Raw genomic sequence first — 14409 nt, forward strand, 5'->3', positions numbered from 1 at the left:
AGGTCACCGCCAGACCTGGAAAGACACGCAGTAATCTCTCTGATCACGATCAAACCCGATCAGGACAATCCCGGCGCGGGGTAGAGCAGCCCGGTAGCTCGTCAGGCTCATAACCTGAAGGTCGTTGGTTCAAATCCAACCCCCGCAACCAAAAAAGCCCCTAAGATCAAGCGCTTGGATGCCGACTAAAGCAGTCAAGCATCCCAATCCCCACTTTACATCAACGCCACATCAACGTTTGAGGAGTCGGGTGGGCGGATGATAGAGATTACCTGGCGACATCCACCAGAACGCCTGTCCTGGCGGCAATCATTGCATCCGCTGTCGCCGCCACTTCAGCCTGCAGATCGATGCTGGCATCTGGAGCTTCGAGCGTAACAACAAGAGAATAGCGCGCATTTTCGAGAAATCGGTTCTGGCTCGGTCGATCCCTCCACCACCCCATGACTGGATAGACTACGAGTTGATTTCGTGAGGCGAGATCGACTGCCGGGCCTGTCCATGTGTCGCAATGAAGTGAACCCGCAGCAATCGCCTTCGGACCAAAGTCCCAGTTCGGGTCATCGTCACGCTCACCTCTTCGCAATTTCTGGCCCATCTTAGCGTTCTGACTACGCCGGAAAACGCTCTCAGTCTCTTTGGGCCGCTTTAGGTCAAAGCGGAGTCCGAACGATCGATAGCGCGCCGGGTCCAGCATGGACCCCTTAAGCGGATACGGTTCGACAAAGTAGGACAGTGTAATCTTCAATTTGACTTGGCAGTTGCCCAGCTGCTGAAGTGTTTGAGTTGGCCAAGGCAGTTCATAATAGTGGGCATTGCCATAAGTGATACTGCCAACGCGCCGCATGGGATCGCGGCTGCTAACTTGTGGACGGTCAAACGGCTGAATGTCGGCTTGTGCTACCAGCGCGAGATCGTTCGATGCCGAAGCTAGCGCACGAGCGAGGTCTGGCATGCCATAGCCGAATTTGCGCCGGAGGGCGGCGCGGGCGGTCTTACCTCCTGCTGCATTCACTTCGGCAAGCATAGGTGGCGTCCAACGCGCACTGTGAACCATCAATGCACGAACAGTTTCAGGCCAGTATCTTGGGTGATTTGACATGATTTGAGCAGCCATTCTGGCAGCTTGCGCTGTCGCTGCACTCGTAGCGCAAAACGCCGTCAGTGCGTCCCGCGTACCACCCTTGCCTGTGGAGACCAGCGACAAGGAAGGCATTGCATCAGAGACCTGATCACCACGCGCATTTGTCGCTCGATTACCAGCCTCGAAAACGATTTCCGGTTTTATTGGTGTTGTGCCGTCAGGCCAGTCAGACGAGGTGCGGCTGTACGGGCTAAGATCGCCGACAGCTGCGCAAGCAGACCAGGTGGCTCGCTGATTTACCTCAATCTGATCTTTGAAGGTTACGCCTCCGACGGTCAGTGCATTCCATGCCTGTGCTGGATTGCTACCCGCATGAAGCGTCTGCTCGCTGATTGTGGCCCACGTATGGTTATGCCCGATGTTTCCGACAGCCTGAATGAATAGGCGCCGGGGAGGCTCCTCTTCATCGCCAGCATCGACGCCCGCTGCCATGTCATCGATGGCCGCGCTCCACCTTGTGGGGCGATCTCCGCGAATTTTTGGGTCTGTTGCTGCTGAGCAAATTACTCGTTTTCTGTTAGGATTCCGCTCTTCAGCAAGCGCTACTGCTGATTGCGTAATTGCGCCGTAATTGGCGGGATCATCATCGGCCCTCGGGATAGGCGGTATAAATTTCACGCTTTCGAGTCGGTGTCGCAATCGCGGGGTAGAGGCATCTGCTAAAGGCCCAGTCAGGTCACCATGCAGCGCAAGGCCCGCCATTGGTGTTCCATGGCCCGGCCCATCATAGTGATCATCTCCGCCCCAATCGTTGTCTATCGTTTGTACATCTTCTGGCGCCAGAACCGGCTCAATTAGAGGATGTGCACGGTTCACGCCGGTGTCGAGCAGGCAAACTGCCGGAACGTCGGTCCCAGGCCAAACTATCCTATTTGCAAGATCGTCTACTAGACCATCCTGCTCCCGGCCGGAAAGATCGACCAAAATGGCGGGGTCGTCGGTTGCAAAGCCGATCTCGGCTAGGCCAGGTTGCCCAATATTGAGCATTTTTTCAAGCTGGCAACGGGTAGCATGGACAGGGATGATGCGAACATCAGGGAAAGTACTCCATCTTTCCTCGGGGGCTACCTGCATATCGAGCGCGCGGGAAAGACCAACTACCTCGTCGACGTAAATGTCCCAGCACCATAGGCCCCACCATGACGCGGTACCATCTGCTGGTGGCAGTAGTGCGGGATCCTCTCGCCAAAGGTCGATGAGCTCTGTTGGTGCAAAGCCTTCTATCGGCTGCATTTCGCCCGCCAGTGGAGGATTGCCTTTCTCAGTCAAAGCTCCAGTTCGATAACGCTCGACGCGTTCGGTGATATAGTCCCTTGCGTCCTGATCACGGACGTGCAGGACCATTTTGCGCTTATCGCCATCCTCTCCGGCAGCACTTTGACGAATGCCCTTATCGATCTTTTCGATGTCGAGCTCTTTGGCGGCGCGGTCGAGTAAAACTGTCACGAATGCCCCTTCGCCAAGAGCAACTCCGGGCGGAAGCGCGTCTTGCTTTGGACGACGGGCCTCTGTGGTTTCGAACGATGCGGCAAGACCCGCACTCAATCGATCTCCATGTTGCTCGCGGTTACGGGCAAAGGTTGTCCCGCCTCGCGCCTGATGAGCCATGTAAGAATGCGGCGTCAGCAGGGATGTAATATCGATATGCCCACGGTCGTAATCAGCCAAACTCTAGCCCGAAATCTCTTGGTTACCGTTAAAGATGTTGCGCATATCGTGACGAGCCGTGAGCTGCTGTAACAGATCCTCAGTGCGCACTACATTGCGTTCCGACAACAAGGCGACCTTCGCCGCCTCGTCGGCCGCGCGCGCAAGTTCAGCTTGGCTAAGCCCTGACCCCGCTTCGACTATTTTGCTCCATGCAATCCGAGGGTACTTCATCGGTCGTAGATGATTGCGGATAACCTCACAGATCTCGTCAGGAGACGGCATATCGAAGCTCAGAACCTCGTCAAATCTGCGCTGCAAAGCTCGATCGAGAAGTTCGGGGTGGTTTGTCGCTGCTAAAACTAGGCTATCTGTAGACGTAGGTTCTTCCATAAATTGCAGAAAGCTGTTCAGCACTCGCCGCATTTCGCCCACATCATTCGTCGCGTCTCGTCTCCCGCCGACAGCATCAAATTCATCGAAGAGGTAGACTCCGCGATGCTTGATCGTCTCGTCGAAAACCAGCCGCAATTTGGCGGAAGTTTCACCCATGTAACGCGTGATCAGCCCTTCAAGCCTTACGACGAAGAAAGGTAGGCGCAGCTCACCTGCCAGCGCCTCCGCAGTCAGAGTTTTTCCAGACCCCGGCGGTCCAGCAAAAAGAAGGCGTCGTGAGGGTGTTCGATTGCCTTCGCGAAGCCAAGCGCGGCGGTCTTGCTGCACCACAACGCGATCTAGCTTTTCGCGGAGAGGTCCGGCCAGAACAACTTGGGAAAGTTTCAACCTAGGTTCACGAAGATCGAGTAAACCTTCGAGATCACCACGAGGGCGAGCTAAGGAAACTCGAACCGATGGCTTGTCCCCTCTGCTGCGCCGCAAGTCCTCAACTGCAGCTCGAAGCTGCTCGGCGTTGCTACGTCGCCCCTGGCGCGCTTCAGCCGCAGCAACTTGCAGGGCGATCGCAAGGAACTGGTCCTCGTCGCCTTCTGCGCGACTGCGCAACATAGAAAGGATTTGCTTGGTATTGGACATTGGTTTTCATGGGCTCGTATAGCGAGTCTAGACGTGAAGCCTCGCGTTGCCAATCGAAATGAATAGTGCCGCCCATGGTCAAATTCGCCGACCTTTCGACGGATTTGACGTCAAAGATTAATCGGCATTTCTCTGCTGCGGAATCGCTTCTCGGTGCCTTCGACGACTACCCAGCAACAGACTGCTACGCAAGATCGACTATCAAACCGCAACAATGTTTTGTATTTGTTCATACCGATGACGCGCCGCAGCACACCTCAAGCCAAGATCGACGATTCGGCCTTCCCGGTCCGGGTGCTGATCTGCGTGCCGGAGAAGGGCTTTGGTCGTCGGACCGATGCGCTGCATGAGTGGCTGGCGACGCGGATAGGCAGGGGAAACTATGCCTTGCATGGCGGCGGGCGCGGCGGCACGCGGGACCGGATTGCGCTCTATTTCCGTGAACCTGATGCGGCCAGCGCCTGCCTGACGGCCTTTCCTGATCTGGAACTGGCTGACGGAACCTGCCTGCCGGGCTACAGTTCACCCTATCTGCCCTTTGGCAGCTCCGAGGACGACGACACCGTGTGCAACCTTTACAATCAGACCACCACGCAGGAGGCGATGCGCCAGCTTTTCAAGGGTCTGACCATGACCGACCGCGCGGGCAATGTCGCACCGGGCAAGGTCTATCCGGATCAGCTGGCACCGATCATCCGCCATGATGGCAGTTCGCTGGAATTGGTGAAGGCACGGTGGGGGATGCCATCGCCGCCCTCGGTTCTGAAGACCCAGCGGGATCCGGGCGTCACCAATGTCCGCAACCTGAACTCGCCGCATTGGCGGCGCTGGCTGGGGCCAGCAAATCGCTGCCTGGTGCCTGTCACGGCCTTCGCCGAACCGATCAAGGGCGGCAATCAGTGGTTCGCGCCCTCGAAAGCAGAAGCGCCGATGTTCTTCGCCGGGATCGAGGTCCGGGGCTGGAAGTCGGTCCGGAAGGTGAAGGATGGCGAAACAACCGACGATCTCTATGCCTTTCTGACCTGTGCGCCCAATGCCGAGGTGAAATCGGTGCATCCGAAAGCCATGCCGGTCATTTTGACCGATCACCGGGATTGGAAGACCTGGCTTTCGGCGCCGATCGAAGTCGCCAGCAAGCTGCAACGCCCGCTGCCGGATGGCGCATTAGCGTTGGTAGACGCCCCGGCCGAGGCGTCCTGACATTAGCGATCAGCCAGCGCACACCCGCGCCTGCGCCCGCATCACCGCATAATCCGCCATCATCCCGACCAGCGCGGCATCTTCGGGCAGCGCCTCCAGCTCCACCGCCGCCCGGTCCCGTACCGCTTTTTCGTAAGCGACGACCGGCGGACAAACTGCGCCGCCCGGATCAGAACCGCCCGCCGCGCAGGCGGTCAGCGAGATCGTCGCGATCACGAGGGCGGGTGCTGGCTGCTTCCAGCATGCGGCGTTGGATGTCATTCTGGCGCTCCATCTGTTTCAGGCGTTCGGCGTGGCGGCCGGCGGTTTCGCCTGCCCGCCGCAGGTTGATGAGGAAAAGCAGGATCGCGCCGATCAGCGCGGCCCCGATGATCAGACGCCGCGCCCAGTGCGACGCCAGCAGCGCAACGAGGGCGCCCATCACCGTCTTCCCCGGTTCCAGTCGTCGAGCCGGGCCCAGACGGTCAGGCCGATCCCGGCCAGCGCCATCGCGATGAAGGCCCAGCGCAGAGTGTCGAGATAGGGGATCAGCGGCTCGATGGCCGATTGCGCATCGCCGAGCGCGTCCTGAGCAATTTCGATGCCTGCCGCTCCGACGGTGGCAATCCCGGCCGCGCCGCTGCCCTTCATTGTCCGGCTGTCGGCCAGATGTTCGCGGGCTGGCGGTTGGTCCTCCGCGAATGGCATGGCACGGGCCGGGAAGGGATCGCCCCAGCGCCGGGCGGGGCCGAGATCGATATGCATGAAGCCGGATCGCGGATAGCTGCCGAAGCCCAAAAAGCCCTCGGCCCGGGCTGCCTTCTCGAATGAGGCCGGATCGTGATTGGCCATGGAGATGTCGAAAGCGGTGCCTCCTAGATGCTTGGAGCGCTTCGCTCCACGCACCCGGGCGTTATGTTCCGGGCTGCGATAGCCGGAATTCACGATCAGCGGCTTGCCGAGTCGGGTTCGCAAAGCCTGCAGCCGGTCGAGGGCTTGCTCGTGGATCAGGATCGCGCCGGTGCCGCGGCAGGCGATCTCGGCGGGCGAGAAGTTCGGCCAGCGCCATGTTTCTTTCGGCACGTCGCGCCAATGGCTGTAGAAACGGGTGGTCATGAGGATCCTCCGGACAAGAAAAAGGCCCACCGGAATGGCGGGCCGTGGGGTGGTGAGTCTGTGGTTGGCACTGATTGCCGCCCAGCGGATCAGCCGCCTTCGCCGAAGAGCTTCAGCTTCAGCGCAATCCCGGCCAGCAGGGTCAGGATCAGGCCTGCGGTCAGCATGCGGATGATTGTCTGGGCGGCGGTGCGGCGCATCAGGCGAATGCCTTCCAGCAGCGCCCGCAGGTCACGGATATCGAGCGCGGCTTCCCTGCCGTCGAGCCCGGCATCGACAAGGGCGCGTCGGGCACCTTCCTGCGCGGCCCGGGCGAGCAGATCCTCGAATTCGCTCTCGCTCATCTGCAGTATGTCGTCGAGACGTTTGGGTGTCATCCGATCTTCGTTCCCCAGAATGTGGTGTGGTCGGCCGCGAAATACCCATCCGCCGCCCGAAACGTGCCTTGCAGCGCGACCGTGTCGTCTGAGTCCAGCGACACCAAGGTCTGCAGCCAGAGCGCGGTCGCTCCCGAGACATGCGCGCTGGAAATCTCGCCGAACGATCCCCTGATCTCTGTCGATCCGTTCAGGACCAGCCGCCCGCGCATCCGGGCGCTGGTATTGGCGTTGATCTTGTAGAGCAGCGATGCGCCAAAGAGATAGGTTCCCGCGACCGGCGCCACGAAGCGGTTGGTGCCCGCATCGAAACAGCCCTGATCATTGTAGTCCGCCACATTGATCCCGAGCGTGGTCCAGCTGTCAGTCGCCACGTAGTTGTCGTAGTTGGTATACGCCTTGAAGCGCGGCAGGTTCGGCTGGTTGGCGATGCCCGTCGCCGGATCGACGCCCAGCGCATCGCTGAAATTGCTGCCATCCGACGAGACGGCGATGCGCAGCTGATCCGATCCGAACATGCCGATCAGGGCCCGTGTGGAAAACCCGGTCTGCAGGATCAGCCCGGCATCGTCAGTACCGGTTTCCCGGTTCAGCGTCTGGGTCAGATCGCCGCTGCCGCCATCCGCCGCATATAGCGCGGTCCAGAGGGCGCTGTTCAGCTTGGCAGAAAAGGGAGCACCCGTGCTGGCCGCCATGCCGATGCCAAGGCGGGTCAGATTGTCGAGGCCGGTGGGGATCACCGGTTGCCAATCGGCACCGTTCCGGACCAGCAGAACTGCCTCATCCTCGACCCATGCCCGCCAGCCCTCGCGCGGCGGGAGGCGCAGCCAGGCGCCATCGGTCCAGAGCGCAACATTCAGATCCCAGCCCGCCCAGCCGCCGGTCGCGCCAGAGGCGACAATATAGCGGTCGCCATCGGTGGGGCTTGCAGGCGCTGCGGTCATTTGTCGGCTTTTGACCGAGAGCTGGACAAGCCCGTCGAGCAGGCGCAGGGCCTCGTTATGGGTGACGTGTTTCTGCGCCTGCGCCGCCATCAGATATGGCAGCAGCAGATTCGTCGTGCTGTCGGACATTTTTGGGTTTCCCGGTCGTCAGAGATAAAGCGTGGTGGTGATGGCGGAGCCGCGCCCGATCCGGGCAGAGAGCTGACAGATGCGGATGGTCAGGCTGTCGCCCGAGGCCAACAGTCCGCCGAAATCCGCCACCTGATCTGCGCTGCGATAGGTGACGGAGGTGCTGCTGGATTCGAGACCGCGCCGGACGGTCGCACCATCAAGGATCTCGACCGACCATGCCTCTCGTTCTTCCGCCATCGGCACTTCCATGCCCTGCCAGCTATCGGCGGCGAGGGTGCGGGAGCGGCGTGTCCAGCGGATCACCAGATCACCGGGCACATGCGGGCGGCGCCATGGCTGGTCGACATGGACCGGCGAGAAGGGCCGCAGACCCTCGCCCTCAGGGGTGAAGCTTACCGCCACAAACGTGTCGCTGCTGACCGGATGACGGGCCGGTCCGATGCGCCAGTTGAAGGGAATGCCGAGATCGGCTTCCGGGATCGGCAGCGGGGTCAGGGCCTCGTTCAGCATCACCACCCGAGCCCTGGCTGGGGTTGGATGGCCCATGGCCTGTTCGGTGCCACGCTGGCCACGTAGCAACCGGGACAGGCGGTATCGCTGGGGCGCGATCAGCTCGGCATGGCCCGCCTGGACGATCTCCCAGCGCCCCGGCGCGGATTCCACCGCCAGCGCATTGGCGCCCCCGAACAGCGCCAGATCGCTGACGCTGTCCAACTGGCCGCTCGCCAAATCGAGGATCAGGACATTGCCGAGATCGAAACGCGAGGTGGGACCGGGCCATAGATCGGCGGCCAGACGGCCCATGTTCGCGCGGCGGCGCAGCGTGGTGACCAGTTCGAACCCGTCACCACTTGGGCTTCGATACACCGCCAGAGCGCCGGGCCAGGGTTTTGCCGTGGCGGCGATCAGCGGTCGATGCGCCGGAACATCGTCGCGCAGCTTCGGAAGATCGAGCAAGATCACCTCTGGAGGCCCAAAAGTGACGGCGCGGGGCAGGGTGGCGGGCCGCTCGGCGCCGGGCGGCAGGTCATAGGCCTCCCGGTCCTGCCGCACGGCCTCGATGCTGCGCGCTTCGGCATCGGCCACGGCCGTCAGGCGGAACTGCTGCGCGCGCCCATCGTGGGTGAGCGCGATGACATCGGCCGGATCGAGCGCCAGTCGCGAGGGCGGCAGGCGAAACACCGCGCTTTCCCGACCCGCCCAGGCTTCCTGCAAAGCCCGGCGGCAGCGGCGCTCGGCCTCTTCGGGCGGCACGGCCATGGGAAAGCTCTCGGAGGCGATGCGACTGGTGTCGACGGTGATGCGGGACGCCTCGACCAAGGCGGCATCGTAATCTTCATCGGCTCGCGCCAACTGCCATTTGAGCGCCTGCGGCAGTTCGGTTTCCTGCGCCCGGGTCAATTCGAACGCTTCGCCGCCCGTGTTGCCCGCGACGAGGTCGTCATAGGCGATACTCGCAATCGGCGCCCGGCCGCGCATGATGAAGCGGATCACGCCCTCGCTTTCGACCGCGTCGAAGCCGAAATGCCGTGCCAGCGTGGTGATCGAGGCGCGGGGGCTTTCGAGGGCGGTGATCGCATAGCCCTCGGCGGCGCCCCAAAGGCCCGTGACATCGATGCGGCTTTCCGACAGCCCGGCGCGGAGGCAGAGATGGCGGACGAGGGCGGCCAAGGACACCGCACCCAGCCGCCCGGTCAGCCAATGGCCGAGCCGCCAGTTGTCGCCATCGGTCCAGACATCGTCCAGCGCCGGAAAGAACGGATAGGGTCGTGCATCCCAGGTCCAGGCGGCGCATTCCGAGATCTCGACCATGCGGCCTGCGTATTCCATCGAGACCGGATTGTTCGCAGCTTTGCCCCAGAACAGATAGCTGGCCTCCAGATAGGCCCGCTGGATGGCATCGTCACGCCAGCCGCGCGAGAAATACGGCACGAAGCTTTCGGAAGACTTCGGGTCATAAAACACGTTCGGCTGGTTGGTGCCGCGGTCGATGGCCGGGCAACCGAGTTCGGTGAAGCGGATCGGTTTTGATCCGGGCAGCCACGCCGTCGGTGTCACGGCTTCGACGCCGCCCGGCCGATCATAGTGCGGGTTCGACCACCAAGCGCGCAGGTCTTTGGGTCTGAACACCCACGGCTTTCCATAAGTCCCGTCGGTGATCGGGGTCCGGACCTGTGCCGCGCGGTCGGCCTCTGACGCATAGAACCAGTCGAACCCTTCGCCGCCCGCGATATTGGACTGCAGATAGGCCCGATCATGGATCGCGTGCCAATCGGCATCCGCATCCAGATGGTCAAACCCGTCGCGCCAGTCCGAGAGCGGCAGGTAATTGTCGATGCCGATGAAATCGACATTCTGGTCGGCCCAGAGCGGATCGAGATGGAAGTACACATCCCCGCTGCCATCTGCAGGCTGATGCCCGAAATATTCCGACCAGTCGGCGGCATAGCTGACCTTCGTACCGGGCCCGAGGATAGTCCGGATATCGGCGGCCAGCGCCCGAAACGCCGCGACGGCCGGATAACTGTTCCCGTTGGACCGGATCGTGGTCAGCCCGCGCATCTCCGAGCCGATCAGGAAGGCGTCGACCCCGCCTGCCGCCGCGCAGAGATGGGCGTAATGCAGCACCATGCGGCGCAGCCCATGATCGCCGGGATCGCCCGCCCAGCGCACCTCGTCGCCGGTGACGGTGAAATCCGACGGCGAAGCGCTGCCGAAGAACGCCGCGACTTGATCTGCCGCAACCTCCGTCTTGTCGGCGCTCCCGGCCTGCCCAGCTGCGGGCGCACAGGTGATCCGCCCGCGCCATGGGAAAGCGGGCTGACCGGTCCCGGCCGTATGGTCCGTATAGGGATCCGGCAGGGTATTCCCCGGCGGCACATCCATGAGAATGAAGGGATAGAAAGTTACACGCAGGTCGCGCGCCTTCATCTCGCGGATCGCCTGCACCACCGCGAAATCCGCTGGCGTGCCACCATAGACTGGACGATCTTCCTGATCACGGCTGACAAGATGGGCATCGGCTCGGCTCACGCCGTTCACGGACCACGTCCTCGGACTACTGGCTTTCTCGGCCACCTCGGCCCCGGGCTGGATGGCGCAGTGGCCGCAGCGCAGGTCGTTGCCGAACCAGGCGACGACCAAGCTGACGCTCTCGACCTTCGGCGCCATGGCCTGCAGCCTGTCCAGCGCCACGATCATGTCGGGGTTTCCGGGCGCTGCGTTCAGGTTCTCGGCCGAGCTGGTGCCATTGCCGCCCTTGCGGATGGCCTCAGTGGCATAGGTGAACTCGCCTGATGCGGGGATCAGGGTGACGGCGCGGGTCAGACCCTCCGCCGTGTCGGGATCGGCCAGCGGCCGGAAGACCTCAAACGAAAGCTGCGGCAGGCGGTTGCCATAATCACTCAGCGGCAGATCCTCGAAGACGACATAGGCGGTGCCGCGATAGGCCGGGGTCGCGTCATTCCCCATGGTGGTGGCGATGAAGGGATCGGGTTCCTGCGTCTCAGAGCCCGGATACCAGCGCCAGGTAATTCCCGACGTATCCAGAGGCTTGCCGTCCGCCCAGATGCGACCGATGCCGGTGATCTCGCCTTCGCAAAGCGCCACGGCGAAAGACGCATAATAGAGATACTCGGTCGTCTCGACCTTGGGTCCACCGCCCTTGCCGCCGCCCTGCCGGCTGGTCTTCGTCTCCTCGCGGAAATCCGTCGCCCAGACGATATTGCCGCCCATGCGCATGCGGCCGAAGACGCGTGGGATGACCGCACCTTCGGTCGAGGCGGTGATGCGCAGATTGTCGAGCCGGGCGCCTTCGATGCGCTGGGCCGGGGCGAGCGAGGAGACGATCCAGCTGTCCACGGCCGCACCGATGGCCGAGCCGATCATGCTGCCGATGGCGGCGCCCGAAAATCCGAGGATCGCGCCACCAAAGCCGCCGCCAATCGTGGCGCCGACCGAGGCCAATACCAATGTTGCCATAGCGATGAGCTTTCAGATGCTGGGGAAGAGAAAGGCGAAAGCGATGCGTCGCTGCCAGGCAGGCGTCAGAGGTTCTTCGATCACGCCCAGCCGTTCATAGGCGTGGATGAAGCGGTCCGGCGCGGAGAGAATCCCAACATGCTTGGCGATGGCACCTGCACGCATGCGGAAGACGACCAGCGCGCCCGGTCCGGCATCAGCGGCCGGCAGTTCCATCATCATCCGCCGCGCGCCTTCGGCCAGAACTTCGCGGAAACCCGTCTCGCCCCAATCGCGGCTATAGGGAGGGATCGGGAAAGGCTCATCGCCGACCACGTCCCGCCAGACGCCGCGCGCCAGCCCGAGGCAGTCGCATCCGACGCCCCGCAAACTGGCCTGATCGTGATAGGGCGTGCCGAGCCAGCTGCGCGCGGCGGCGATGATGCAGTCCGAATTCGAAGCACTTGGGGATCGTCTACCAGTCAATTTTGTCAGGCCTTGCATCCTGGATTGCCATCGCGGAGCGTATCGCTGGTTCAGACGATGGAGTTTATCTTGGTTCAGTTTGTTGAGGACGTTTCTGGCATACGGCGAAACCTGAGGACGCTACGCGGCTATCTTCTTTCACCGAATGAGGAAGATCGCTTCTTTGCTCGAGAGCGATTGCGCCGTGGATACAATCTGGTCGCGGCTTGGGTAGAGGGGGATGTCCTGTTTGGCCCGAGCCGTTTTATTGGTTACAAGAACATTTCGATCAAAACCCACAAAGAGCTTGGCGACCAAAAACGGTTGGACGGAAAGGAAACCAATCCAGTCTTGAACCGCATTCTGGGGGCGCAGATTTTGCCGGATGATCCCCAATGGTCAAAGGTTGAGGAGTCTTTCCTACGCCTTTGTGAGAAGATTGATATTGTTCCCGTCAATCGCGACCGGAAGTACTGGGTTCTGGATGGACTGCGCCCTCGGCAAGCCGGATCCTATTCAGAAGGCGCATTGTCGGTCCATGTGACGACGCGCTACGAGCGAGACCCAGCGGCGCGAAAGGCCTGCATCGAGGCGCATGGCACTTCGTGCATTGTGTGCGGCTTCAGCTTTGAGCGGACTTTTGGCGACCATGGCAAAGGCTTTATCCATGTCCATCACCTGAAGCCCTTATCTCAGGCCCGGTCTGGAAGGCACACTGATCCGATCAAAGACCTCGTGCCTGTCTGCCCGAATTGTCACTATATGCTTCATCGAGGTGATCGGCTTCTTTTACCCGAGGAATTGAAGCAAATGATGACGCAAGAATAAGTTCGCATTCGAAGGGGGAGCCCGAGGGCAAAGTGCATCATGCGGTCAGATATGCACGGGATTATGCCGCCTGGTCACAGCACACCGCCAGCATGCCCACCATCCGATGAGGCATAGCGCAGAATGGTGTCCTGACCGGGGATATGCGGAAAGCCCCGGAAGTTCACCGCATTCCCGAACTTCTGCGCGCAGGTGGCGATGCGCTTGTCGCAGCCCGCCCGGATGGTGAAATTGTTGCCCGTGTTGATGGGACGGATGGGCGCTTCCAGAAGCGTGATGATCGCAATGCCATCGCTGCGATCATGGGCCTGCACCTCCGCGCGGCGTCCGGCATTGGGGCCATTGGTCCATGTGAGCGTGCCGAAGCGGAACCAGCCGGCTGCAAAGCCACCGAGCCCGGAGGCGGTGAAAGCCCGGTCGCGCAACCCGTCGATCACGGTGCCCACGCCGCGAAACGCCGGATCCTCCAGAGCGACGCCGCAGCGGGCATCGCCCAGCGCGGCGTCGCAGCTGGCCTGAAAACTCCGCCCGACGGTCTGACCGAGGAGATGGGACATCGAGCGGATCTCGGCCACGAAGGCATGCCGCCCGCGCCGGATCTGGCCGATGGCGCCGCGCCGCATCAGAACGCGCTGGCCGGGCGCCTGCCAGTTCACCCGCCAGAGCTCGACCTCGGCATTGTCCCAGCGCCCGGCCAGAATATCGGTCTCAGAAATCCGGTCGGAACGCAGCGCGCCTGCTGCATCCTGCGCATCGACCGAAAGGTCTGCGCCCGACCTGATCTCGCTGGCGGTCAGCCCGCTTTCCGGTTCGAATTCGGTGCCATCGAACACCAGCATCCGGTCGTGATCGGTAAAGCCGAAGGCCATGCCATCGGCGCGGGTGATGCGCCAGCACCAAGCCAATGTCGTGGTGCCACTGTCGAGATGCGCCTGCAGTGCGGGCGGGATATTCTTCATCGCCGTATCTCCAGCAAGGGGATTGATGTGATGGAGCCCAGCCGTTCGATATCCAGCGTCATGTCCAGCGCGTCGCTGTCGAAACGGACCGGCACGTCGAATTCGAATCCGGCGGTGATCGTGATGCCGGTGGAGGGCACGGTCTCGAAGCTCACGAGGCCGGTCTTGTGGTCGACGGACCAGCCCGAAGCCTGCGGCACATTGTTCAGCGCGATCTGGACGGTACCTGCGACCGGCTTGGCGATGGTCCGCACCCAGCTTTGTCCGCCGGAGGCATAGCGCTTCAACAGCTGGAAACTGGTCGTCACACCGTCGCCTGTGCCGATCTGCTGATCGGTCGGCGACCGGGTCCGTGACGGCAGGCAGGACCGATGATCGGCCCAGTCCTTGAACCGAAAGCCATAGAACCGCCCGTTCCGTGCCTCGAAGAAAGCAACGACCGCCGCCAGATCGTCGGCGCGGCGGATGCCGTAGCTGACGTCATAGCGCCTTCGGCTGTTTGCCCAGCTGGCATTGCGTTCTTCGTCGCCCGAGGCCAGTTCGACGATCTGGGTGCGCCGTTCCGGCCCGCCACGCGCGCCGCGGCTGATAGTGTCCGGAAACCGGACCTCGTGAAATGCCATTGT

At 62.0% G+C, this 14409-nt stretch carries 13 protein-coding genes and 1 tRNA gene; 3 read left to right on the forward strand and 11 right to left on the reverse strand.

Annotated elements, in window-relative coordinates; all coding sequences use genetic code 11:
- Window positions 1-74 precede the first annotated feature (74 nt).
- A tRNA-Met gene (locus OC159_RS16920) sits at window positions 75-151 on the forward strand.
- Between the two features lie 117 nt (window positions 152-268).
- On the opposite strand, the gene OC159_RS16925 is transcribed toward OC159_RS16920, so the two are convergent.
- Entirely contained in the window at window positions 269-2812 is a 2544-nt protein-coding gene (locus OC159_RS16925) for a S8 family peptidase (RefSeq protein WP_265502368.1), read from the reverse strand.
- A gap of 3 nt (window positions 2813-2815) precedes the next feature.
- Window positions 2816-3823, reverse strand: coding sequence for an AAA family ATPase (locus OC159_RS16930; protein ID WP_101459064.1), 1008 nt, complete (start codon window positions 3821-3823; stop codon window positions 2816-2818).
- Between the two features lie 237 nt (window positions 3824-4060).
- On the opposite strand from OC159_RS16930, the gene OC159_RS16935 reads away from it, so the two are divergent.
- The gene (locus OC159_RS16935; protein WP_265502369.1) at window positions 4061-5023 is read left to right on the forward strand and encodes an SOS response-associated peptidase; all 963 of its coding nucleotides are present in this window, start codon (window positions 4061-4063) and stop codon (window positions 5021-5023) included.
- Window positions 5024-5032: 9 nt separating this feature from the next.
- Here OC159_RS16935 and OC159_RS16940 read toward each other — a convergent pair whose 3' ends face one another.
- The 7 genes from OC159_RS16940 to OC159_RS16970 all read right to left on the reverse strand — a co-directional run bounded on the left by OC159_RS16940 (window position 5033) and on the right by OC159_RS16970 (window position 12035).
- Window positions 5033-5239, reverse strand: a complete 207-nt coding sequence (locus OC159_RS16940) for a hypothetical protein (RefSeq protein WP_322626740.1) — start codon at window positions 5237-5239, stop codon at window positions 5033-5035.
- On the reverse strand, window positions 5193-5444 hold the full coding sequence (locus tag OC159_RS16945; RefSeq protein WP_265502372.1) for a hypothetical protein: 252 nt from the start codon (window positions 5442-5444) through the stop codon (window positions 5193-5195). The genes OC159_RS16940 and OC159_RS16945 overlap by 47 nt, the downstream gene beginning before the upstream one ends.
- Window positions 5444-6118 carry a YcbK family protein gene (locus tag OC159_RS16950; RefSeq protein WP_101459061.1) on the reverse strand — a complete coding sequence of 225 codons (675 nt, stop codon included), beginning with the start codon at window positions 6116-6118 and terminating at the stop codon, window positions 5444-5446. The genes OC159_RS16945 and OC159_RS16950 overlap by 1 nt, the downstream gene beginning before the upstream one ends.
- Before the next feature lie 89 nt (window positions 6119-6207).
- Complete coding sequence (locus OC159_RS16955; RefSeq protein ID WP_198731906.1) at window positions 6208-6462, reverse strand: DUF6127 family protein; 255 nt, start codon at window positions 6460-6462, stop codon at window positions 6208-6210.
- 29 nt (window positions 6463-6491) lie between these two features.
- Window positions 6492-7568, reverse strand: a complete 1077-nt coding sequence (locus tag OC159_RS16960) for a DUF2793 domain-containing protein (RefSeq protein WP_265502373.1) — start codon at window positions 7566-7568, stop codon at window positions 6492-6494.
- 18 nt (window positions 7569-7586) lie between these two features.
- A complete protein-coding gene (locus OC159_RS16965; RefSeq protein ID WP_265502374.1) occupies window positions 7587-11552 on the reverse strand; it encodes a baseplate multidomain protein megatron in 3966 nt (1321 codons plus the stop codon).
- 12 nt (window positions 11553-11564) lie between these two features.
- Window positions 11565-12035 carry an NlpC/P60 family protein gene (locus OC159_RS16970; protein WP_101459057.1) on the reverse strand — a complete coding sequence of 157 codons (471 nt, stop codon included), beginning with the start codon at window positions 12033-12035 and terminating at the stop codon, window positions 11565-11567.
- A 39-nt stretch (window positions 12036-12074) separates the two neighbouring features.
- Between OC159_RS16970 and OC159_RS16975 the strand changes: the two genes are divergently transcribed.
- Window positions 12075-12824, forward strand: coding sequence for an HNH endonuclease (locus tag OC159_RS16975; RefSeq protein WP_265502375.1), 750 nt, complete (start codon window positions 12075-12077; stop codon window positions 12822-12824).
- 74 nt (window positions 12825-12898) lie between these two features.
- Here OC159_RS16975 and OC159_RS16980 read toward each other — a convergent pair whose 3' ends face one another.
- On the reverse strand, window positions 12899-13783 hold the full coding sequence (locus OC159_RS16980) for a DUF2163 domain-containing protein (RefSeq protein WP_265502377.1): 885 nt from the start codon (window positions 13781-13783) through the stop codon (window positions 12899-12901).
- Window positions 13780-14406, reverse strand: a complete 627-nt coding sequence (locus tag OC159_RS16985; protein WP_265502378.1) for a DUF2460 domain-containing protein — start codon at window positions 14404-14406, stop codon at window positions 13780-13782. Before OC159_RS16985 ends, OC159_RS16980 begins: the two co-directional genes overlap by 4 nt.
- Window positions 14407-14409: the final 3 nt, after the last annotated feature.

The organism is Paracoccus beibuensis (assembly GCF_026162625.1).
GTDB lineage: Bacteria > Pseudomonadota > Alphaproteobacteria > Rhodobacterales > Rhodobacteraceae > Paracoccus > Paracoccus beibuensis.

Bases quoted from the DNA above. Each gene is read 5' to 3' on its own strand.
- OC159_RS16930 (WP_101459064.1), bottom strand. From the start codon at position 3,823: ATGTCCAATACCAAGCAAATCCTTTCTATGTTGCGCAGTCGCGCAGAA.
- OC159_RS16935 (WP_265502369.1), top strand. From the start codon at position 4,061: ATGACGCGCCGCAGCACACCTCAAGCCAAGATCGACGATTCGGCCTTC.
- OC159_RS16945 (WP_265502372.1), bottom strand. From the start codon at position 5,444: ATGGGCGCCCTCGTTGCGCTGCTGGCGTCGCACTGGGCGCGGCGTCTG.
- OC159_RS16950 (WP_101459061.1), bottom strand. From the start codon at position 6,118: ATGACCACCCGTTTCTACAGCCATTGGCGCGACGTGCCGAAAGAAACA.
- OC159_RS16955 (WP_198731906.1), bottom strand. From the start codon at position 6,462: ATGAGCGAGAGCGAATTCGAGGATCTGCTCGCCCGGGCCGCGCAGGAA.
- OC159_RS16960 (WP_265502373.1), bottom strand. From the start codon at position 7,568: ATGTCCGACAGCACGACGAATCTGCTGCTGCCATATCTGATGGCGGCG.
- OC159_RS16965 (WP_265502374.1), bottom strand. From the start codon at position 11,552: ATGGCAACATTGGTATTGGCCTCGGTCGGCGCCACGATTGGCGGCGGC.
- OC159_RS16970 (WP_101459057.1), bottom strand. From the start codon at position 12,035: ATGCAAGGCCTGACAAAATTGACTGGTAGACGATCCCCAAGTGCTTCG.
- OC159_RS16975 (WP_265502375.1), top strand. From the start codon at position 12,075: ATGGAGTTTATCTTGGTTCAGTTTGTTGAGGACGTTTCTGGCATACGG.
- OC159_RS16980 (WP_265502377.1), bottom strand. From the start codon at position 13,783: ATGAAGAATATCCCGCCCGCACTGCAGGCGCATCTCGACAGTGGCACC.
- OC159_RS16985 (WP_265502378.1), bottom strand. From the start codon at position 14,406: ATGGCATTTCACGAGGTCCGGTTTCCGGACACTATCAGCCGCGGCGCG.